Source organism: Litorisediminivivens sp. KMU-197, assembly GCF_056858395.1.
Genome location: NZ_JBXEQG010000008.1, coordinates 81,531 through 101,948, shown reverse-complemented (window position 1 = coordinate 101,948; position 20,418 = coordinate 81,531). Strand labels below are relative to the sequence as shown.

Annotated in this window: 16 protein-coding genes; 7 read left to right on the top strand and 9 right to left on the bottom strand. The window is 65.2% G+C overall.

Annotated features, from left to right (window positions below; translation table 11 throughout):
- Window positions 1-8 precede the first annotated feature (8 nt).
- On the top strand, window positions 9-2,276 hold the full coding sequence (locus tag AC04PT_RS16120) for a TRAP transporter permease (RefSeq protein ID WP_482874751.1): 2,268 nt from the start codon (window positions 9-11) through the stop codon (window positions 2,274-2,276).
- A gap of 242 nt (window positions 2,277-2,518) precedes the next feature.
- Here the strand turns inward: AC04PT_RS16120 and AC04PT_RS16115 are convergent, their stop codons facing one another.
- Both AC04PT_RS16115 and AC04PT_RS16110 read right to left on the bottom strand, forming a co-directional pair.
- Complete coding sequence (locus AC04PT_RS16115) at window positions 2,519-2,932, bottom strand: DUF1810 domain-containing protein (protein WP_482874750.1); 414 nt, start codon at window positions 2,930-2,932, stop codon at window positions 2,519-2,521.
- Window positions 2,929-3,684, bottom strand: coding sequence for a class II aldolase and adducin N-terminal domain-containing protein (locus tag AC04PT_RS16110; RefSeq protein ID WP_482874749.1), 756 nt, complete (start codon window positions 3,682-3,684; stop codon window positions 2,929-2,931). The genes AC04PT_RS16115 and AC04PT_RS16110 overlap by 4 nt, the downstream gene beginning before the upstream one ends.
- 163 nt (window positions 3,685-3,847) lie before the next feature.
- Here AC04PT_RS16110 and AC04PT_RS16105 point away from each other — a divergent pair, with 163 nt between their 5' ends.
- Entirely contained in the window at window positions 3,848-4,807 is a 960-nt protein-coding gene (locus AC04PT_RS16105; protein WP_482874748.1) for a L,D-transpeptidase family protein, read from the top strand.
- 53 nt (window positions 4,808-4,860) lie between these two features.
- On the opposite strand, the gene AC04PT_RS16100 is transcribed toward AC04PT_RS16105, so the two are convergent.
- Window positions 4,861-6,822, bottom strand: coding sequence for a vWA domain-containing protein (locus AC04PT_RS16100; protein ID WP_482874747.1), 1,962 nt, complete (start codon window positions 6,820-6,822; stop codon window positions 4,861-4,863).
- Entirely contained in the window at window positions 6,819-7,355 is a 537-nt protein-coding gene (locus AC04PT_RS16095; protein WP_482874772.1) for an RNA polymerase sigma factor, read from the bottom strand. Before AC04PT_RS16095 ends, AC04PT_RS16100 begins: the two co-directional genes overlap by 4 nt.
- Window positions 7,356-7,613: 258 nt before the next feature.
- Here AC04PT_RS16095 and AC04PT_RS16090 point away from each other — a divergent pair, with 258 nt between their 5' ends.
- On the top strand, window positions 7,614-8,531 hold the full coding sequence (locus AC04PT_RS16090) for a DMT family transporter (protein WP_482874746.1): 918 nt from the start codon (window positions 7,614-7,616) through the stop codon (window positions 8,529-8,531).
- A 99-nt stretch (window positions 8,532-8,630) separates the two neighbouring features.
- On the opposite strand, the gene AC04PT_RS16085 is transcribed toward AC04PT_RS16090, so the two are convergent.
- A complete protein-coding gene (locus AC04PT_RS16085; protein ID WP_482874745.1) occupies window positions 8,631-9,839 on the bottom strand; it encodes a M24 family metallopeptidase in 1,209 nt (402 codons plus the stop codon).
- A 170-nt stretch (window positions 9,840-10,009) separates the two neighbouring features.
- Here AC04PT_RS16085 and AC04PT_RS16080 point away from each other — a divergent pair, with 170 nt between their 5' ends.
- On the top strand, window positions 10,010-11,485 hold the full coding sequence (locus AC04PT_RS16080; RefSeq protein WP_482874744.1) for an NAD-dependent succinate-semialdehyde dehydrogenase: 1,476 nt from the start codon (window positions 10,010-10,012) through the stop codon (window positions 11,483-11,485).
- A 159-nt stretch (window positions 11,486-11,644) separates the two neighbouring features.
- Here the strand turns inward: AC04PT_RS16080 and AC04PT_RS16075 are convergent, their stop codons facing one another.
- Together AC04PT_RS16075 and AC04PT_RS16070 are read right to left on the bottom strand one after the other, a co-directional pair.
- Window positions 11,645-11,932 (bottom strand): HU family DNA-binding protein, encoded by a 288-nt coding sequence (locus AC04PT_RS16075; RefSeq protein WP_482874743.1) that lies wholly within the window; start codon window positions 11,930-11,932, stop codon window positions 11,645-11,647.
- 131 nt (window positions 11,933-12,063) lie between these two features.
- Window positions 12,064-13,548 carry an AMP nucleosidase gene (locus AC04PT_RS16070; protein ID WP_482874742.1) on the bottom strand — a complete coding sequence of 495 codons (1,485 nt, stop codon included), beginning with the start codon at window positions 13,546-13,548 and terminating at the stop codon, window positions 12,064-12,066.
- 88 nt (window positions 13,549-13,636) lie between these two features.
- Here AC04PT_RS16070 and AC04PT_RS16065 point away from each other — a divergent pair, with 88 nt between their 5' ends.
- Window positions 13,637-14,068, top strand: coding sequence for a VOC family protein (locus AC04PT_RS16065; RefSeq protein WP_482874741.1), 432 nt, complete (start codon window positions 13,637-13,639; stop codon window positions 14,066-14,068).
- Here AC04PT_RS16065 and argJ read toward each other — a convergent pair.
- Together argJ and AC04PT_RS16055 are read right to left on the bottom strand one after the other, a co-directional pair.
- Window positions 14,056-15,282, bottom strand: a complete 1,227-nt coding sequence (argJ, locus tag AC04PT_RS16060) for a bifunctional glutamate N-acetyltransferase/amino-acid acetyltransferase ArgJ (RefSeq protein WP_482874740.1) — start codon at window positions 15,280-15,282, stop codon at window positions 14,056-14,058. The two genes, AC04PT_RS16065 and argJ, sit on opposite strands and share 13 nt — an antisense overlap.
- Before the next feature lie 3 nt (window positions 15,283-15,285).
- Window positions 15,286-16,134, bottom strand: a complete 849-nt coding sequence (locus AC04PT_RS16055; RefSeq protein ID WP_482874739.1) for a peptidylprolyl isomerase — start codon at window positions 16,132-16,134, stop codon at window positions 15,286-15,288.
- A 174-nt stretch (window positions 16,135-16,308) separates the two neighbouring features.
- Between AC04PT_RS16055 and secA the strand changes: the two genes are divergently transcribed.
- Together secA and AC04PT_RS16045 are read left to right on the top strand one after the other, a co-directional pair.
- Window positions 16,309-19,014 carry a preprotein translocase subunit SecA gene (secA, locus tag AC04PT_RS16050; protein WP_482874738.1) on the top strand — a complete coding sequence of 902 codons (2,706 nt, stop codon included), beginning with the start codon at window positions 16,309-16,311 and terminating at the stop codon, window positions 19,012-19,014.
- Between the two features lie 182 nt (window positions 19,015-19,196).
- Entirely contained in the window at window positions 19,197-20,408 is a 1,212-nt protein-coding gene (locus AC04PT_RS16045; RefSeq protein WP_482874737.1) for a translocase, read from the top strand.
- The last annotated feature ends 10 nt before the right edge of the window (window positions 20,409-20,418 follow it).

Below are 20,418 nucleotides of genomic sequence, written 5' to 3'. Positions count from 1 at the left end.
AAGAGCGGATGACACATGAGACCGCGACCGACGACGAGCATCTGATCGCCGAGGGCGTCGACGACGAACCGGCCGAGGCCAATCGGCGCCTGTTCGAAGGCTGGCGGTTTCAGGTCATTGCGACCATGGCCGCGATTTACGCGCTGTTCCACATGGCCGCGCTGAACGGGCTGTCGATCTCGGACTGGACCGGCATCGAAATTCCGTTTCTGCCGACCTTCCCGATGGAAACCTGGAATTTCCGCATCGTTCACATTGCCGGGGCGCTTGGCCTCGGGTTTCTGCTGTTTCACGCCGCCGCCTTCCGCGACGACCCGGTCGACGGCACTGGCGGGCTGCTGCAAAAACTGTCTTTCGCGCTGATGCTGCCCGCGCTGGTGGCCATCGGAACGACGATCTACTTCGCCATGCAGGTTGCCAGCGGCGACCTGCCGGAAATGGGCGGCCTGACCACATGGCCCGCCTTTCCGGGCACACCGATCTATTCACAAGAGCTGTGGTTCTTCGGCCTGCCCTTGCTGGTTGCGACCTTCGGCGGCATCGTGCTTGGCTGGCTGGAACAGGCACCGCGGAGCCGGTTTCGCGCCTCCGACATCCTGCTTGCGCTGTGCGGAATCGCGGTGGCCTGCTACCTGATCCCGATCTACGCGACAGCCGCCCGCAATTCGGTCGGCACCCCCTTCGTCCCGATTGGCGTGGCTTTTGCCGCCACCGCAGGATCGGCGCTGATCCTGGAGCTGACGCGGCGCGTGGCGGGGCTTGCGCTGGTCATCATCACCGGCATCTTTCTGGTCTATACCTTCACCGCGCATATGCTGCCCGGCATTCTGGCCGTCGATCAGCCTTATACCTGGAAGCGGTTCTTTGGCCATGTCTATTCGGATGCCGGGATCCTGGGGCCAACCACGGCGGTCTCTTCGACCTACATCATCCTGTTCATCATCTTCGCGGCCTTTTTGCAGGCGTCGAAGGTGGGCGACTACTTCGTCAACTTCGCCTTCGCAGCGGCGGGGCGCGCACGGGGGGGCCCCGCCAAGGTGGCCATCTTCGCCTCCGGCCTCATGGGGATGATCAACGGGACCTCTGCGGGCAACGTCGTGGCGACAGGATCACTGACCATCCCGCTGATGAAGAAGGTTGGGTACCACAAGAAGACCTCGGGCGCGGTCGAGGCCGCGGCCTCGACCGGTGGGCAGATCATGCCGCCGATCATGGGGGCCGGCGCCTTCATCATGGCCGAGATCACCGGCATTCCCTACCAGGAGATTGCCATCGCGGCAATCATCCCGGCCGTCCTCTACTTTGTCAGCGTCTACTTCATGGTGGATTTCGAAGCGGCCAAGCTGGGCATGCGCGGCATGAAGGAAGACGAGCTGCCGAAGTTCAACAAGATGATCCGGCAGGTCTATCTTTTCATCCCGATCATCATCCTGATCGTCGCGCTCTTCATGGGTTATTCGGTGATCCGTGCCGGTACGCTGGCCACCGTCGCGGCGGCGGTGGTGTCGTGGCTCACGCCATTCCGCATGGGACCCAAGGGCATCTTCAAGGCCTTCGAACTGGCCGGGATCATGTCGATCCAGATCATCGCGGTCTGCGCCTGCGCCGGTATCATCGTCGGTGTCATCAGCCTGACAGGCGTGGGCGCGCGGTTCTCGGCGCTGCTGCTGGGATTGGCTGAGGCCTCGCAGCTTCTGGCGCTGTTCTTCGCCATGTGCATCGCGATCCTGCTGGGTATGGGGATGCCGACGACGGCGGCCTATGCCGTGGCGGCCTCGGTGGTGGCGCCGGGCCTTGTGCAACTTGGCATTCCGCAACTGACGGCACACTTCTTCGTCTTTTACTTCGCGGTGCTCTCGGCCATCACGCCACCTGTGGCCCTGGCCAGTTACGCGGCGGCGGGCATATCCGGGGCCAATCCGATGGAGACCTCGGTCGCCAGCTTCAAGATTGGCATCGCCGCCTTCATCGTGCCCTTCATGTTCTTCTACAATGGTGCACTGCTCATGGAAGGCACTTGGTTCGAAATCCTCAGGGCCGGGGCGACCGCAATCGTCGGGGTGTTCCTGCTGTCGGGCGGCGTGCAGGGCTGGTTCATGGGCGGGCGCTCTGCCTGGTTCATCCGGCTGGCGCTGATCCTCGCGGCGCTCTTCATGATCGAAGGTGGCGGGATCACCGACATGATCGGTATCGGTTTGGCAGTGGGTGCTTGGTTTGTTCAAAGAACCTTCCACCCCGATCCCAGCGCGGCGATCCCGGTCCGCGGCGCGGACTGATCCGACCGATCTGACGAGCACGGTTTGATACGGAAGCAACCTGCGAGGCCCTCGCGGGTTGCTTTTTTTCCGGGGCTTGATGCCGCGCTGCGCGGCCCCTTTCGAGTGACAGGCTCAACCGATCGTCGGTTCAGGGAGATTCAACGGTTTTCGGCCGGTCGGGAGACGTTGCCACCTCGGGGAAATCGCGAACCAGACAGGGACCGGGCACGAAAGATATCCCTTACCCGGTCTCGCGCCCGTCAACCGCTTAGTTCGGACAGGGTCAGCGGGCAGCGGGTGCCGTCATAGAAGGTCGCGATCAGACGCCGGTGCACGTTCGTCACCGGATCGGCGCGCTCGAACAGCGTCGCGCAGGACCGCAGCTTGAGCGCGTCGACGTGGCCCATGATGTCCTCTGCCGCGCGGTCGGGGTGGCCGAGTATCGCCTCGCCGGCCTCGCGCAGGCGCGGGCCGAGGACGTTGTGTGCCGCGTAGGTCTTAGCCTCGGCCAGATCGGCAAGGCCGTAGTGTTTTGCCGTGGCCGAGCGGCCGAGAGCGGCCAGTTGCGGGAAGATGAACCACATCCAGTGGCTCCGCTTGCGGCCGGCCCGCAACTCGGCCAGCGCTTGTGGCCAGGTGTTCTCTTGTGCCGTCAGGAAGCGGGCGAGGCTCATGCCGCGTAGTCCGAGCCCTCGCCGTCGAGGATCGCCTTGAGTTCCGCGAAATGGCGCAGGTCCTGCTCGGGGTAGGCTTCGACCTCGCTGGCGACCTTCTCGGCGACCTCATCGGACAGGACGCGCAGTTTCTGCCCGGTCTGGAGCGCGCGGATATAGGTTTCGGCGGCGCGTTCGAAATAGTAGAGGCGATTGAAGGTCTCGGCCACGGTTTCGCCGATCACCATGACGCCGTGATTGCCCATGATCATCACCTTCTGCTTCGGGTCCGAAAACAGTTGCGCGCAGCGCTCGCCCTCGTCCTCGAAGGCCAGCCCGCCATAGCCTTCGTCGATCACGTAGCGATTGAAGAAGGTGGCGCAGTTCTGGTCGATCGGCAGCAGGCGGCTGTCGGCAAGGCTGGCCAACACGGTGGCAAAGACCGAATGCACGTGCATGGCACAGCGGGCGTGCGGGCAATGGCGGTGGAGCCCGCCGTGCAGCCCCCAGGCGGTGGGATCGGGTGCGTCCGGGCCTTCCATCGCGGCAGGGTCGTTCGCGTCGACCTCGATCAGGTCGCTGGCCTTGATGCGGGCGAAATGCATCTGGTTGGGGTTCATCAGGAACCGCGTGCCGGCGTCGTCGATGGCGAGGCTGAAGTGGTTGGCCACTGCCTCGTGCATGTTCAGCCGGACGGTCCAGCGAAAGGCGGCGGCGAGGTCGACGCGCTCTTGCCAGTGGTCCATGTTGTGGCGGATCCGGGTGACGGACATGTCTGGGCCTCCTCCTGCTTTGCGGCCACAGTGCCAGCCTTTGGCCGAGACGCCAAGCGGAAGCGGCGGATCGGGGGCCCTTGCCCCATCTGCCGGGACGACACCCGGGTGACGATTGCCCACCGGGCCGGGAACCGGCCGTGGCTTGCGCGGTTAGAAAGACATGAAAACATATCTTTATGCCACCGCCCTCATCCTGGCGCCTTTTGCCGCCCTGTCGCAGCCCAGCCCCGCAAGCATCGAGGCGGCCACCTATGACGGTGGTCCTTTGCCCGAAGGGCAATCGTCCATCGCCGTTGTCGTGCAGGTGCTGCTTGACCGCGACGGGATCAGCCCGGGCATCATCGACGGCTGGCGGGGGCCGATGTCGGAAAGCGCGATCAAGGCGTTCGAAACGCGCGAAGGGCTGAACCCGGACGGTGTCATGGACGGCGAAGTGTGGCAGGCGCTGGGGGGACCCGGGCATGATGCGGTGTTGCAGTCCTATACGATCACCGAGGACGATGTATCGGGGCTTTCGGACCCATTGCCCGAAGACTACGCCAAGCTCGCGGAACTGGACCAGATGGGGTACACCAGCGTGCCCGAGAAGCTGGCCGAGCGTTTTCACATGGACGAGGATTTCCTGCGCAGCCTGAACGGCGGTTCCAGTTTCGCCATGGGTGACACGATCACCGTCGCTGCGCCGGGCGATCGCAAGTCCGCCACGGTCACGCGGATCGAGGTGCGCAAGGATGTGGGCCGGGTGGCGGCCTTCGACGCCAATGGGATGATGGTGGCGAATTATCCAGCGACGGTGGGCTCGGCCGAGCTGCCCTCGCCGTCGGGCACCCACGAGGTTGAGGCCATCGCCATCGATCCGACCTATTCCTACCGCCCTGACGAGAACTTCCAGCAGGGCGACAACACCGAACCGCTGACCCTGCCGCCGGGGCCGAACGGGCCTGTGGGATCAGTCTGGATCGACCTGTCGAAACCCACTTACGGTATCCACGGCACGCCAGAGCCCGCCTCGCTGTTCCAGAGCCAGAGCCACGGTTGCGTGCGGCTGACCAACTGGGACGCCACCGAACTGGCGCATATGGTCGAACGCGGCGCTTCCGTGGCGTTTTCCGGAGGGTGAGGTAGGATGGGTCGTTTCGGGGCCGTCAGGCGCCGGGGTGACCCATCCCTGCCCTAGCGTGTGAGGGTCTCGGCCAGCCGCATCAGGCGCACGGCCTCGGCCCGGTAGCCGTAGGCGTCCGTGCCCTTGGCGCCGCTGGCCAGCGCAATGGCGTCACCGATCGACCAGTCACCAAGGTAATCGCCGCCCCTCAGGACCTGACCGAAGCCGGCGATGGCAAAGGCGAAACGCATGTCCGCCGTGACCTCTCCTCCTTCGGTGATCGGTGTCTCGATCAGTCGGCTTGCGCCTTCGCCGGGGGCCTTGTAGCGCAGGCGAAGAAGGCCGAGTTCGTCGCTGTCCGCGCCTTCGGGCGCCGCCTGATAGCGAAGCGGGTCGGTCAGCCGCGCCTCGGACCCCACCGGCGTCACCTCGTAGAGTGCCGTCACCTGATGACCCGCACCGATGTCGCCCGCATCGACCTTGTCGTTGTTGAAGTCCTCGCGGCGCAGGCTGCGGGTCTCGTAGCCAATCAGCCGGTACTCGGCGACCTGCGCGGGATTGAACTCGATCTGTATCTTGACGTCGTTGGCGATCGGGAACAGCGCGCCGGTGAGCTGGTCCACCAGCACCTTCTGCGCCTCGCTGAGGGTGTCGATATAGGCCGCCTGTCCGTTGCCGTTCTGCGCCAGGGCCTGCATCGTGGTGTCATCGAGGTTGCCGCGACCGAAGCCCAGCACGGACAGATAGGTGCCGCTGTCCCGTTTCCCGGCGATCAGGTCCTTCAGCGCCTCGGGGTCGTGCACGCCGATGTTGAAATCACCGTCAGTGGCCAGCAGGACGCGGCCGATCTCGCCCTCTTCGGTCATGCGGTCTGCCATGGCATAGGCGGTTTCGATCCCCTGCGCCCCGGCGGTGCCGCCGCCCGCGCCCAGCGCGTCAAGCGCGGCGAGGATGGTTTCGCGCTCTGCGGCTTGGGTCGGCTCCAGCGCCACGCCGGCGTGGCCGGCATAGGTGACGATGGCCACCTCGTCCTCGGGACGCAGTTCACCCAGCATGAGCCGCAGCGATTGCTTGAGCAGCGGCAGCTTGTTCGGATCGGCCATCGACCCCGAAACGTCGACGAGAAACACGAGGTTCAGCGGCGGCCGATCCTCGACAACGGGCAGCGCGCCCTGAATGCCGATATGCACCAATCTGGTGCCGTCGTTCCAAGGCGTGTCGGCCACCGTCACCCCGGCGTGGAAGGCTGCGTCGCCATCAGGCGCGGGGTAGTCGTAGGGGAAGTAATTCACCATTTCCTCGATCCGCACGGTGTCCTTGTCGGGCAGCTGCCCGTTTTCAAGCATGCTGCGCAACACCGACCAGCCGGCGGTGTCGACGTCGATGGAAAAGGTCGAAACCGGGTCCTCGGCGGTGACCTTCAGAGGGTTGGTCTGCGCCTCGGGGTAGGCTTCGGTGTCGGCTTCGGGCCGGACGATCATCGGCTCGGCGACAGTCGGGGCGCTGGGCAGGGCGCGCTTCCTCTGCGGAGCAGCGTAGCTTTCCGCCTCGGGCGCGGCCATTTTCACCATGCCGCCCGTGGGTTGCGATGTCGCCACGTCGGCCAGTGGCTTGGCGTTTCCGCGCGCGGTCGCGTCCACGTCAGCCCTGCTTTCGCCGAGGGCGTCGACGGCGACCTCGGCCGGGGCTGGGGCTGTGGCAGGATCCAATGCCGGCGCCGGAGCTCGTGCCTGTGTCCGCGACACATCGTCCATGTCCAGCATCGGCGCCACGGTGATGACGGCCAAGAGGGCAATCGCAGTCGAAGCGCCCAGCGCGGCGCGGGGTGAGAGGGAATTCAGCATCGCAAATACTCCTGACATGAAGGCGCCCCTGATCGGGCGCTCAGAAGTAGGACGGGTGACATCCCGCGATCCTTGGGCGTCGGCGAAGATTTTTTCCGCTTCGGCGATGTTGCGGGCTTTACGGTCCGCATCGGGCGACGGCGTCGCCGCGCGCATGGCCTGCGCCAGCTTGTCGAGATCGTCGCTCATTGCTCAGCCTCCTTCAGCGCTTTCAGGCGCCTGCGTATTTCCGACATGCGCCAGCTGACGGTGCCTTCAGACAGGCCCTGAATCTCGGCCACCTCGGCATGGGTCAGCGGCTCCAGCACCAGCACCAGCGTTTCGCGCAGGTCTTCGGGCAGGGCCTGCATCGCCTTCGCCAGCCATCCCAGTTGCGTCTCGGCCTCTTCCGCCTCGGCGCGGCGCGCCAGTTCCACATCGCCCCAGCCCGCGGCGGCGCGAGCGAAAGACGCGTTGCGCCGCCGCCGGTCATGCGCGGCGTTGACCACCACGCGATAGAGCCAGGTGGTCAGCCGCGCCCGCCCGTCGAACGCGCGCAGCTTGTCGGGCAGAGCAGCACAGAGGTCCTGTGTCAGGTCCTCGGCCTCGGCCCGCGATCCGGTCAGCCGGAAGGCCATCGCGAAGATGCGGTCGTAGACCAGCGTCAGCAACCGCGAGAAGGCCTCGCGTTCGCCGCCCGCCGCCTGCAGGGCCAGTGTCTCGATGCTAACCGTGTCGCGCATGTCAGGGGTATGACGCGGCACGGCAGACGATCCTTGGGACTGGCGGGCAAAAAATCTCATCGACACTCGATCCGGCTGTATCACGGTGATACACCTCATGTCCTGCCGCGAACCAGTGCCGCTTTATCCTGCTCAGGAAAACGCGCGCCGGAGGCCCCGGTGGTTTTCGCTCGGCCTTACGACAGCGTCGGGGGTTGCATAGCGGCCATGCGCGCGGTGCAATTGACTCTCGGCAGGACAAAAGCGCAGGTTGCAGGAATGCACATCAGTCGCGGCATCGCGCTCAAATTATCGGCGCTTGCCCTTTTCACCATCATGGCCGTTCTCATCAAGGCCACCGCCGAGGCGGTGCCGCCGGGTGAAGCGGTGTTCTTCCGCGCGGCGTTTTCGATCCCGGTGATCCTGGTCTGGCTGCTCTGGCGGGGGGAATTGCGCACCGGGCTGCGCACCAGCAACCCGATGGGACACGTGTGGCGCGGGCTGATCGGGGTGTCGGCGATGGGGCTGGGCTTTGCCGCGCTGGGCCTGCTGCCCCTGCCCGAGGTCACCGCCATCGGCTTTGCCGCACCGATCATCACGGTGATCCTTGCCGCCCTGCTGCTGGGAGAGCGCATCCGTGCCTTCCGCCTGACCGCCGTGGGCATCGGGCTGGTGGGCGTGATCATCATCCTCTGGCCGCAACTGAGCTTCGACGGCACGGCCGAGCGCGCGGCCACCACCGGCGCGCTTATCATGCTGGCGGCGGCGGCCTTCCGGTCGCTGGCTCAGGTGCATATCCGCCGCCTGGTCCAGACAGAGCACGCGGCCGCGGTGGTGTTCTACTTCATGCTGACGGCGGCGCTGTTTTCGCTGTTCACCCTGCCCTTCGGCTGGGCCGTTCCGACGCCGCGCGAGACCGCGATGCTGATCGCCGCCGGGCTGATCGGCGGCGTCGGGCAGATCCTGCTGACCTCGTCCTACCGCTTTGCCCCGGCGTCGGTGCTGGCGCCCTTCGAATATGCCTCGATGCTGTTCGCGGTGGTGGCGGGCTACGTGCTTTTCGCGGAGATCCCGACCATCGCCACGGTGATCGGATCCTGCGTGGTCATGGCCGCCGGCGCGCTGATCATCTGGCGTGAACGGCAGCTGGGCCTCGAACGCGGCAAGGCCCGCGCACGCATGGGCCATATGGGCTGACGACGCCGGCCCTTTCACAGAACGCGGTCCCGGGCCTGACCCAGCACCTCATGGCCAGCGTGAGCTGAGGCCCCGGATCAGGTCCGGGGCGCCCGTCTTTTAACCGACGACGTTGAACTCCGGCCCGTAGGGATAGCCGGTGATGTTCTCGTTGCCGTCCTCGGTGATGATGAGGATATCGTGTTCGCGATAGCCCCCGGCACCGGGATTGCCCTCGCCGATGGTCAGCATCGGCTCCATCGAAATCACCATCCCCGGCTCCAGCACCGTGTCGATGTCCTCGCGCAGCTCCAGCCCGGCCTCGCGCCCGTAGTAGTGGCTCAGCACCCCGAAGCTGTGGCCATAGCCAAAAGTGCGGTACTGCAGCAGGTCGCGCTCTTCGAAGAAGCGGTTGACCGCCTCGGTCACCTCGGCGCAACTCGCCCCCGGCTTCAGGGCCGAGATCCCCAGTTCATGCGCGCCGACGTTGGCCTCCCAGATCCGGCGCGAGGCATCGTCCACCTCGCCCACGAACATCGTCCGTTCCAGCGCGGTGTAGTAGCCCGAGATCATCGGGAAGGTGTTCAGCGACAGGATATCGCCGCGCTCCAGCTTGCGCGATGTCACCGGGTTGTGCGCCCCGTCGGTGTTAATCCCCGACTGGAACCATACCCAGGTGTCGCGGTACTCGGCATCCGGAAAGCGCTTGGCGATCTCCAGCTCCATGGCGTCACGCCCAGCCATCGCCACGTCAATCTCGCGCACGCCCTCCTTGACGGCGTCGCGGATCGCGTAGCCGCCGACGTCGGCCACGGCGGCCCCGGCGCGGATCAGTTCGATCTCGGCGGCGCTTTTCATCATCCGCTGGCGCATGGTGGTTTCGTAGAGGTCGACCATCTGCGACGGCTTGAGGAACGCTTCCAGCTTGCCCTTCTGCAGCAGCGTCAGGTGATCGCTCTCGTACCCCACGGCCTTGCCCGGCCCGGTGACCGACAGGATCGCCCGCCAGTAATTGTCGCGCTGCCAGTCGGTATAGGTGATGTTGTCACCGTAGCAGCGCCGCCATGGTTGGCCGGCGTCGATGCCGGCGCTGATCGTCACGCTGACCTCGGACGTCACCACCACCGCGTAGGGCCGCCCGAAGGCGCAATAGGTGAAGCCGGAATAATAGCTGACATTGTGCATCGAGGTCAGGACGGCCGCCTCGCAGCCCGCCTCTGCCATGCGCTTGCGCAGGCCCGAAAGCCGCGCCTCGTATTCCGCATCCGCGAATTGCAGAGCGGCCTTCTCGCCATTGTGAAACCGATAGAAATCCGGACGTGCAGTCATAGCGACCCTCCTCGTCAAAGAAAGGTCCCGGCGTACAGGACTGTTGGGAACGGACCGCATGGGGCGACGCCATCGCCCCGGTCCGCGTCCAGATACGCGCATTTGCCGTCATGTGGCAAGGGGCTATCTGTCACGACAGACACGGCTCATACCAACGGGGGAAAGAACCCATGCTCGACCAGCAGACAGACCTGAAATCGCACCTGAACGACCCGTCGCTTCTGGAAACCCGCGCCTATGTGAACGGCACATGGACCGACGGCGACGACGGCACCTTCGACGTCACCAATCCGGCCCGGGGCGACGTGATCGCGCAGGTGGCCGACCTCAGCCGTGACCAGATCGCCCGTGCCATCGACGCCGCCCATGCCGCGCAGAAGGACTGGGCCGACTGGACCGGCAAGGAGCGCGCGCAGGTGCTGCGCAAGTGGTTCGACCTGATGGTGGAGCATCAGGACGACCTCGGCACCATCCTTACCGCCGAACAGGGCAAGCCGCTGGCCGAGGCCAAGGGCGAGATCGCCTATGGCGCGTCCTTCATCGAGTTCTTCGCCGAGCAAGCCAAGCGCATCTACGGCGAGACCATCCCCGGCCACCAGCGCGACAAGCGCATCACCGTGATCAAGCAGCCGATCGGGGTCGCCGCCGCGATCACGCCGTGGAACTTTCCCACCGCGATGATCACCCGCAAGGCCGGTCCGGCGCTGGCCGCCGGATGCAGCTTCCTGTCGCGCCCCGCCGCGGAAACCCCGCTGTCGGCCATCGCGCTGGGCGTGCTTGCAGACCGCGCCGGCATCCCCGCGGGGGTCTTCAACGTTGTGCCCTCGTCCAGTTCGTCCGAGGTGGGCAAGGAGTTCTGCGAGAACGCAAAGGTCCGCAAGCTGACCTTCACCGGCTCGACCGAGGTCGGCCGCATTCTGCTGAAACAGGCCGCCGATCAGGTGATGAAGTGCTCGATGGAGCTGGGCGGCAACGCGCCCTTCATCGTCTTCGACGACGCCGATCTGGATGCGGCGGTCGAGGGCGCGATGATGTGTAAGTTCCGCAACAACGGCCAGACCTGCGTCTGCGCCAACCGCATCTACGTGCAGGCGGGCGTCTATGACCAGTTCGCCGAGAAGCTCAAGACGGCGGTCGAGGGCTTGAACGTCGGCGACGGCCTCGAGGACGGAACCGACACCGGCCCGCTGATCAACGAGGACGCGGTGGACAAGGTCCGCGACCACATCACCGACGTGCAGGACAAGGGCGGCCAGATCATCACCGGCGGCAACCGTCACGATCTGGGCGGAACCTTCTTCCAGCCGACGCTGGCCACCGGCGTTACCCAGGACATGAAGGTCGCGCACGAGGAAACCTTCGGCCCGCTCGCGCCGCTGTTCAAATTCGACACCGAGGAAGAGGCGATCGCGCTGGCCAACGACACAATCTTTGGCCTCGCATCGTACTTCTACGCCCGCGACTACGCCCGCATCACCCGCGTGCAGGAGGGGCTGGAATACGGCATCGTCGGCGTCAACACCGGCATCATCTCGACCGAGGTCGCCCCCTTCGGCGGCGTCAAGCAATCCGGCCTCGGCCGCGAGGGCAGCCACCACGGCATTGAGGAGTTCCTCGAGATGAAATACATCTGCACGTCGCTCTGACGGCGCCGAGGCAATGCGCCTTCTTCTGGCTGCAAGTATCCCGGGGGTTTGGGGGCTGGCCCCCATCCTGACAAACCTGCGCGGCGCAGCCGCTCCGCCTGACAAAGGGAAAGGGCGCCCGCATGGGACGCCCTTTCGATCATTCGGTAGACCCGCGGATCAGTCGTTGACGCTGTCCTTCAGCGCCTTGGCGATGGTCACCTTGACGACCTGATCGGCCTCTTTCTTGAACTGTTCGCCGGTCGCCGGGTTGCGCACCATGCGCTCGGGACGCTCGCGCAGATAGAATTTTCCGACACCCGGCAGGGTCACGGCGCCGCCGCTGGACACTTCCTTGGTGATCACGTTGCACACCGCGTCAAGCGCCGCACCGGCTGCTTTCTTGTCGGTGTCCATCTCCTCCGCCAGCGCGGCGACGAGCTGGGTCTTGGTCATCGGTTTTGCCATTTTCTGGTCTCCTTCGGTCTGCCCAGCTGTTGGGCCTCATTATCGACATTAAACGGGATGTTGCGGGGGAACACAACAATTTGTGTCTGCGCAGGCCTTAAAAATAGGGGTTTTTGCCACTTCACCTAGCGTCAGAGGAAGGCTGTTTCATCAAAAGCACGCAATTTCCGGCTGTGAATGCGTTCCAGCGGCATCTCGCGCAGGTGTTCCATGGCGCGAATCCCGATCCTCAGGTGCCGCGCGACCTGAGTCTGATAGAACGCCGAGGCCATGCCGGGCAGCTTCAACTCGCCATGCAGGGGCTTGTCCGACACGCAGAGCAGCGTGCCGTAGGGCACCCGGAAGCGGAACCCGTTGGCAGCGATCGTGGCGCTCTCCATATCGAGCGCGATGGCCCGTGACTGCGACAGCCGCTGTACCGGGCCCTCCTGGTCGCGCAACTCCCAGTTGCGGTTGTCGACGCTGGCGACGGTACCGGTCCGCATGATGCGCTTGAGGTCGTAGCCCGAGAGTTGCGTTTCCTCGGCCACCGCTTCCTCCAGCGCGATCTGAATCTCGGCCAGCGCCGGGATCGGCACCCAGACCGGCAGGTCGTCGTCGAGCACCCGATCCTCGCGCAGGTAGGCGTGGGCCAGCACGAAATCGCCCAGCGCCTGGGTGTTCCGCAGCCCCGCGCAGTGGCCCACCATCAGCCAGGCGTGCGGCCTCAGCACCGCGACGTGGTCGGTGGCGGTTTTGGCATTGGACGGGCCGACGCCGATGTTGACCAGCGTGATGCCGGCCCCGCCGGGCCGCTTGAGGTGATAGGTCGGCATCTGCGGCTGCTTCATCGTCGGCGGGATCTCCTGATCCGGCTCGGTGATCTCGATGTTGCCGGTGCTGACGAAGCTGGTGTAGCCGCTGGCCGGATCGGCCAGCATTTCGCGGGCGTAGGCCTCGAACTCGGAGACGTAGAACTGGTAGTTGGTGAACAGCACGTGGTTCTGGAAATGCGCCGGGTCGGTCGCCGTGTAATGCGCCAGGCGAGCCAGCGAATAGTCGATGCGCTGCGCGGTGAACGGTGCCAGCGGTCGCCTGCCGTCGGCGCGGGGCACATGGGTGCCGTTGACGATGTCGTCGTTGGTCGTCGACAGGTCCGGCACGTCGAAGACGTCGCGCAGGATGAAGTCGGCGGCGCCCTCCTGCGGCACCGTCACCTCGGTTTTGGCGGCAACGGCGAAATGCACCGGGATCGGCGTGTCCGACACCGCGACCGAGACCGGAACCCCGTGATTGCCCATCAGCAGCTTGATCTGCTGCTTCAGGTAGTGCTGGAACAGCCGCGGATGGGTGATCGTGGTGGCATAGCTGCCGGGCTCTGCGACATGGCCGAAGCTGAGCCGGCTGTCGACGCGGGCGAAGCTGGCGGTGGTGATCCGCAACTCGGGATAGAAGGCGCGATAGCGGGTGGCCGGCTGGCCTTCGACCATGGCCCTGCGGAAAGCATCCGACAGGAAGGACGTCGCCCGGTCATAAAGCATGCAGAGGTGATCGACCGCGGCGGCGGGATCGGTGAAGAATTGCTCTTCGGGCAGTTCCGGGGTCTGCACATTCATGATCGGGTGGCTGTCGGGCATGTTTGGCGCCTTCTTCTCTTGTTTGGCGGTGACATTGACAGGGGCGCGGGGCAGCTTCAACCATCGAGCGTCAGGTTTGGGGGCCGAAATGGACTATGAGAGCGTCTCACCCGAGGATTTCGGCGGGTCCTTGCGCGGAATGGGGCTGAACATCCTTGTCCGCGAAGTTCGGGCGACGGCGGACTTCCTGCGCGCGGTCTTCGGCATGGGGCTGCACCGGGTGTCGGCTGACTTTGCCATCGTCACCTACGGCGGGCAGGTGTTCCAGCTGCATTCCGATGGCACCTATGCCGGGCACCCGCTGCAGGCGATGCTGCCCGCGGTGCCGCCGCGCGGGCTGGGGGTGGAAATCCGGCTCTATGACAGCGACCCGGACGCGGCCTGCGCCAAGGCCGAGGCAGCGGGCGGCGTGGTGCTGGCCGCGGCACGGGACAGGCCGCACGGGCTGCGCGAGGCGTTCATCCTCGACCCGGACGGCTATTGCTGGGTGGCCTCGCGGCCGAAGGCTCAGGAGCGGTAATCGGCGTTGATGTCGATGTAGCCGTGGGTCAGGTCGCAGGTCCAGACGCGGGCGGTGCCGCTGCCGATACCAAGATCGACCGAGATGCGGATTTCTTGCCCCTTCATGTGGGCGGCGGCGTCGGCCTCTTTATAGTCGGGGTGGACCCAGCCGTTTTCGGCCACCAGCGTGTCACCGAAGCGGATTGTGATGCGGTCGCGGTCGGCCTGTGCGCCGCTCTTGCCGATGGCCATGACGACGCGGCCCCAGTTGGGGTCTTCGCCGGCGATGGCGGTCTTGACCAGCGGCGAATTGGCGATGGCCAGCGCGTGGGTCCTGGCGTCACCGTCCGAGGCCGCCGAGGTGACGTCGATCTGCACGAACTTGGTGGCGCCCTCGCCGTCGCGGACGACCTGATGCGCGAGGTCCATCATCACCTCGCCCAGCGCGGTGCGGAAGTCTGCTTCGCCTGTGACATCGACGCCGGAGGCGCCGGTGGCGGCCAGTAGCAGGGTGTCAGAGGTCGAGGTGTCGCTGTCCACCGTAATGGCATTGAAGGTGGTTTCGGTGAGGTCCGACAGCATCGCCTGCAAGTCGGGCTGGGCGATCTGCGCGTCGGTGAAGATATAGACCAGCATCGTCGCCATGTCGGGTGCGATCATGCCTGAGCCCTTGGCGATGCCGGCGATCCGCACCTGCCTACCGCCCACGTCGACCGTCTGGGTCGCGCCCTTGGGATAGGTATCGGTGGTCATGATGGCGCGGGCGGCGTCGGCGATGCCGGTTTCGGATTGCTCCGCCGTCAGCTTGTCCAGCACCGCGATGATGCGGTCGTGCGGCAGCGGTTCACCGATGACGCCGGTGGAAGAGGTGAAAACGCGCGCCTCGGGCACCCCGGCCGCCTGGGCAGCCGCCGCGCAGATCGCGGCGACGGAGTGTTCCCCCGCCCGCCCGGTGAAGGCGTTGGAATTGCCCGCGTTGACAAGGATCGCCGCACCGTCGTCGGCCGCGCCGCCCAGCTTGGACTGGCAGTCCAGAACCGGGGCCGAGCGGGTGGCCGAGCGGGTGAAAACCCCTGCCACGGCGCTGCCGGGGGCCAGCAGCGCCAGCATGACGTCCTTGCGGCCCTTGTAGCGCACCCCCGCCTCGCAAGAGGCGAAGCTAACGCCGGAGATCACCGGAAGATCGGGGAAACCAGCGGGCGCAAGAGGCGAAACGGGCAGGGATTTTGCCATGGTTTACTGTCCGAGAAGGTCGAGGTTCTTGAGCACGGAGGTGTCGATGTCCTCTTTTGCGGTGCGGGTGACCTCGGCGGCCTCGGTCAGCTTGTCCAGCTCGGCCTCGAGCGCGGCGTTGCGGACCTCGGCGGCGATCTCGCCACGCACTGATTCAAGATCGGGCGCTTCTGCGACACGGGTGTCGTTCAGCTTGATGACGTGCCAGCCGAACTGCGTCTGCACCGGGTCGGACACGTCGCCCTTGCCCATCTCTTTCACCGCGGCTTCGAACTCGGGCACCATCATGCCTTCGCCGAACCAGCCCAGCTCGCCGCCGCCGGGACCGGAGGGGCCGGTGGAGTGCTCTTTCGCCAGACCGGCAAAGTCGCCGCCGTCACGGGCCTGCGCGGCGATCTCGGCGGCCTCTTCCTCGGTCTCGACGAGGATATGCGAGGCGTTGAATTCCGCGCCGCGGTCCTCGCCTTCGTATTTCTGGGTGTAGGCCTCGGTGATCGCGGCCTCGGTCACCGCCTCTTCCATCACCGATTGCGCCTTCTCGGCGGCACGCAGCGCGCGTTCCTCGTTGTCGAGGGCCAGCGCGACGCGGCGCGACACCTCATCGGGGCCGTCCTGCATCAGCACGGTCTGCTGCACGATCTGGTCGAGGATGCCGTCCCACAGGACATCGTCCGGCAACTGCTTGAGCTGGTCGGGCAGCGCGGTGCGGATCATGATCATGTGGCCGAGGGTGATCTCGGTGCCGTTGACGGTGGCGACCACCATGTCGGCCGAGGGCGCTTCGTGTTGTTCCGCGAAACCCGGCACGGCCAGCACGGCGATCAGCGCAGAGGTTTTCAGGCAATTCAACATCATGTGTTCCTTCATTCGTGACGGCATCCGAGGGCGGCGTTGACACTTACTGGGGTGCCGCTTACATCGCTTCTGTCCTACCGGACGCCTGTTTCCCCCGAAGGCATATGGGTTGATGACAGGACGGGCAAGCCGTGGACACGCAGTTGTGCGCACAATTCGGACGGAGACATCATGTTGGGCCTTGGAACAATCGCCAAAAAGGTGTTCGGCACACCGAACGACCGCAAGATCAAGGCGACGCGGCCACTGGTCGACAAGATCAACGCGCTGGAGCCCGAATTCGAAGCGCTGAGCGACGACGAGATCAAGGCAAAGACCGAAGAGCTGTCGACCCGTGCCAAGGCCGGCGAGAGTCTTGATGATCTGCTGCCAGAGGCCTTCGCCAACTGCCGCGAGGCCGCGCGGCGGGCGCTCGGCCTGCGCGCCTTCGACGTGCAGCTGATGGGCGGGATCTTTCTGCATCAGGGCAATATCTCCGAGATGAAGACCGGTGAGGGCAAGACCCTCGTCGCCACCTTCCCCTCGTACCTGAACGCGCTGACCGGCAAGGGCGTGCACATCGTGACCGTCAACGACTACCTCGCCAAGCGCGACAGCGAATGGATGGGCAAGGTCTACAACGCCTTGGGGATGACCTGCGGCGTGGTCTATCCGCAGCAGAACGAGGCCGAGAAACACGCGGCCTACAAATGCGACATCACCTATGCCACCAACAACGAGCTGGGCTTCGACTATCTGCGCGACAACATGAAGTCCGATCTGAAGGACATGTTCCAGCGCGGCCACAACTTCGCGGTGGTGGACGAGGTCGACAGCATTCTGATCGACGAGGCGCGGACGCCGCTGATCATCTCGGGCCCCGCCGACGACCGCAGCGACCTGTACCAGACCATCGACAAGCTGATCCCGCTGCTGCAGGACGATCACTACACGATCGACGAAAAAAGCCGCAACGTGACCTTCACCGACGAGGGCAACGAGTTCCTCGAAGACCAGCTTCGGGCCCATGCACTGCTGCCAGAGGGCCAGTCTCTTTACGATCCGGAAAGCACCACCGTGGTGCACCACGTCAACCAGGGCCTGCGCGCGCACAAGCTGTTCCAGAAGGACAAGGACTATATCGTCCGCGACAACGAAGTCGTGCTGATCGATGAATTCACCGGCCGGATGATGGCCGGGCGGCGCCTGTCCGACGGGCTGCACCAGGCAATCGAGGCCAAGGAAGGCTGCGACATCAAGCCCGAGAACGTGACGCTCGCCAGCGTGACATTCCAGAACTACTTCCGTCTCTACGACAAGCTGTCCGGCATGACCGGCACCGCGGTGACCGAGGCCGAGGAATTCGCGCAGATCTATGGTCTGGGCGTCGTCGAGGTGCCGACCAACAAGCCGATCGAGCGGATCGACAAAGACGACCGGGTCTATCGCACGGCGGCCGAGAAATATCAGGCGATCATCGACGAGATTCGCCAGGCGCACGAAAAGGGCCAGCCGGTTCTGGTGGGCACCACCTCGATCGAGAAGTCCGAGATGCTGAGCAAGGCGCTGACCGAGGCCGGGCTCAAGCATAATGTGCTGAACGCGCGCCAGCACGAGCAGGAGGCGCAGATCGTCGCCGATGCCGGCAAGCTGGGCGCGATCACCATCGCCACCAACATGGCCGGGCGCGGCACCGACATCAAGCTGGGCGGCAACGTCGAGTTCCAGATCATGGAGGCCATCGCCGCCGATCCCGAAGGCCATCCCGACGAGATCCGTCAGCGGATCGAGGCCGAGCACGCCTCGGACGAGGAAGCGGTGAAGAAGGCGGGCGGGCTTTACGTGCTGGCCACCGAGCGCCACGAAAGCCGCCGTATCGACAACCAGCTGCGCGGTCGTTCGGGCCGGCAGGGCGACCCGGGCCGGTCGTCCTTCTTCCTGTCGCTGGACGACGACCTGATGCGGATCTTCGGGTCCGAGCGGCTGGACAAGGTGCTGAACACGCTGGGCATGAAGGAAGGCGAGGCGATCGAGCACCCCTGGGTGAACAAGTCGCTGGAACGCGCGCAGGCCAAGGTCGAAGGGCGCAACTTCGACATCCGGAAACAGCTGCTCAAGTTCGACGACGTGATGAACGACCAGCGCAAGGTGATCTTCTCCCAACGGCGCGAAATCATGGAAGCCGAGGACCTGTCGGAAATCGTGCAGGACATGCGCCACGAAGTGATCGACGAACTGGTCGACCGCCATCTGCCGCCGAAATCCTACGCCGACCAGTGGGATGTCGAGGGGCTTCAGGGCGCGGTGATCCAGTATCTCGGGATGGACCTGCCGATCCGCGACTGGGCCGAGGAAGAAGGCGTCGATCAGGACGTCATGCGCGAACGGCTTGAGGACGAAAGCGACAAGTACATGGCGCAGAAGGCCAGCGCCTTCGGCCCCGAAACCATGCGCAACATCGAAAAACAGGTTCTGCTGCAGACCATCGACGCCAAGTGGCGCGAGCACCTGCTGACGCTGGAGCACCTGCGTTCGGTTGTGGCGTTCCGCGGCTATGCCCAGCGTGACCCGCTGAACGAATACAAGAACGAGTCGTTCCAGCTGTTCGAATCGATGCTGGACAGCCTGCGTGAAGAAGTCAGCCAGAAGCTGGCGCAGATCCGCCCGATGTCGCCCGAAGAGCAGGCCGAGCTGATGCGCCAGATTCAGGAGCAGCAGGCGGCGCAGCAGAAGATCACCGAAAACGCTCGCCCCGAGGGCGAGGCCGCTCCGGCTCTGGAAACCGCGGTCGAGGGCTTCGATGAAAACGATCCTTCGACATGGGGCACCCCCGGACGCAACGAGCCCTGCCCCTGCGGGTCAGGCAAGAAGTTCAAGCACTGCCACGGGCAGGTCTGAGACCCGACGGGTTGGGCTGAACGGCCCGCCCGTCAATCCCGGGCGGACGCCGGCTTTGTGTCGCAATTGAGGACAATACGGGCATAAGGGTCAGAAAGACTCCGCCGTGCCGCCCAATCTCCGCCCGGATCCGGGACCATACCTGTCGCCATGGACGCCCCGTGGTGGGCAAGGAGGCAGAGATGAAACTTCCGTTTGGCAAACTCCCCTCGGGCAGGATTCCCTTTGGAAAGCTGGCAAAGCGCGCTGGCAAGCAGGCCGAGGCGTCAGACACGCCGGCCCCCGCCCCGCGCACCGGCCGCCGGCGGATCCCGGTGAACAAGGCGACGATGGCGATTGGCTCGGGCGCGACGATCTTTGCCATCGGCTTCGTGATGCAGAACCTGGCCGGCCATCCAGGTGACGCGCCGAAGTTGGACGACACCGCCCCGGTCAAGCAACAATCGCTGACCGCGCTGCCCACCGGTCTGGAGGTCGAGGAAATCACCCCCACCGCCGCCGGCAGTCTGCCCGCGCTGCCGCAGGAGCAGGAGACTGCCGCGCTGCCGCAGGACAAGATCGAAGCCGCGGTGCCCGTCTCTGCCGGGGTCGAACTGGCGCTTCTGGAGGATGCCGATACGCCGATGCCGTTGCAGATCGCCTCGACCGTCGAGGCCGACGCGATGCTGGATGCCGCGACCGCGCCGGAAACCGCCACCAGCACACCGGCGCCGGCCTGTGACATCACCCTCACCGCAAGCCCGGCCCCCGCCGCCATGGCCGACCTGACGGTCGAGGCCGCCTGCCTGCCCGGCGAGCGCTTTACCCTGCACCACAATGGCATGATGTTTCACGCGCTGACCGGCGACGACGGCCGCGGCAAGCTGCGTGTTCCGGCGTTGTCGAAGAATGCCGTCTTCATTGCCTCTTTCGGCAATGGCGAAGGCGCCGTGGCGCAGATCGAGGTGCCCACTCTTGCCTTCTATGATCGCGTGGTCGTGCAATGGCGCGGCGATACCGGGCTTGGCCTGCATGCGCTGGAATTCGATGCGAGCTATTTCAGCGCCGGCCACGTCCACGGCGACGCACCCGGCGATCTGGCCAATGCCGCCAGTGGCACCGCCGGTTTCCTGACGCGCTTTGGCCATGACACCGGTCCCGAGGCGCTGATGGCCGAGGTCTACACCTTCCCCTCGCAGATGTCGGAAACCGAAGGCCGCGTCGCTCTGTCGGTCGAAGCCGAGGTCACCGAGGCCAATTGCGGCACCGAGATCGAGGCACAGACCCTGCAACACACCCCCGGCCAATCGCTGCGCAGCAACGATCTGACGCTCTACATGCCGGACTGCGACGGCTCGGGTGATTTTCTGGTGTTGAATAATTTGCTCCAAGACCTGAAAGTCGCCGCCAACTGACGCGAGACAA

Coding starts and splice junctions, on each gene's coding strand:
- AC04PT_RS16120 (WP_482874751.1), top strand. CDS start 9: ATGACACATGAGACCGCGACCGACGACGAGCATCTGATCGCCGAGGGC.
- AC04PT_RS16115 (WP_482874750.1), bottom strand. CDS start 2,932: ATGAGCCTCGCCCGCTTCCTGACGGCACAAGAGAACACCTGGCCACAA.
- AC04PT_RS16110 (WP_482874749.1), bottom strand. CDS start 3,684: ATGTCCGTCACCCGGATCCGCCACAACATGGACCACTGGCAAGAGCGC.
- AC04PT_RS16105 (WP_482874748.1), top strand. CDS start 3,848: ATGAAAACATATCTTTATGCCACCGCCCTCATCCTGGCGCCTTTTGCC.
- AC04PT_RS16100 (WP_482874747.1), bottom strand. CDS start 6,822: ATGAGCGACGATCTCGACAAGCTGGCGCAGGCCATGCGCGCGGCGACG.
- AC04PT_RS16095 (WP_482874772.1), bottom strand. CDS start 7,355: ATGCGCGACACGGTTAGCATCGAGACACTGGCCCTGCAGGCGGCGGGC.
- AC04PT_RS16090 (WP_482874746.1), top strand. CDS start 7,614: ATGCACATCAGTCGCGGCATCGCGCTCAAATTATCGGCGCTTGCCCTT.
- AC04PT_RS16085 (WP_482874745.1), bottom strand. CDS start 9,839: ATGACTGCACGTCCGGATTTCTATCGGTTTCACAATGGCGAGAAGGCC.
- AC04PT_RS16080 (WP_482874744.1), top strand. CDS start 10,010: ATGCTCGACCAGCAGACAGACCTGAAATCGCACCTGAACGACCCGTCG.
- AC04PT_RS16075 (WP_482874743.1), bottom strand. CDS start 11,932: ATGGCAAAACCGATGACCAAGACCCAGCTCGTCGCCGCGCTGGCGGAG.
- AC04PT_RS16070 (WP_482874742.1), bottom strand. CDS start 13,548: ATGCCCGACAGCCACCCGATCATGAATGTGCAGACCCCGGAACTGCCC.
- AC04PT_RS16065 (WP_482874741.1), top strand. CDS start 13,637: ATGGACTATGAGAGCGTCTCACCCGAGGATTTCGGCGGGTCCTTGCGC.
- argJ (WP_482874740.1), bottom strand. CDS start 15,282: ATGGCAAAATCCCTGCCCGTTTCGCCTCTTGCGCCCGCTGGTTTCCCC.
- AC04PT_RS16055 (WP_482874739.1), bottom strand. CDS start 16,134: ATGTTGAATTGCCTGAAAACCTCTGCGCTGATCGCCGTGCTGGCCGTG.
- secA (WP_482874738.1), top strand. CDS start 16,309: ATGTTGGGCCTTGGAACAATCGCCAAAAAGGTGTTCGGCACACCGAAC.
- AC04PT_RS16045 (WP_482874737.1), top strand. CDS start 19,197: ATGAAACTTCCGTTTGGCAAACTCCCCTCGGGCAGGATTCCCTTTGGA.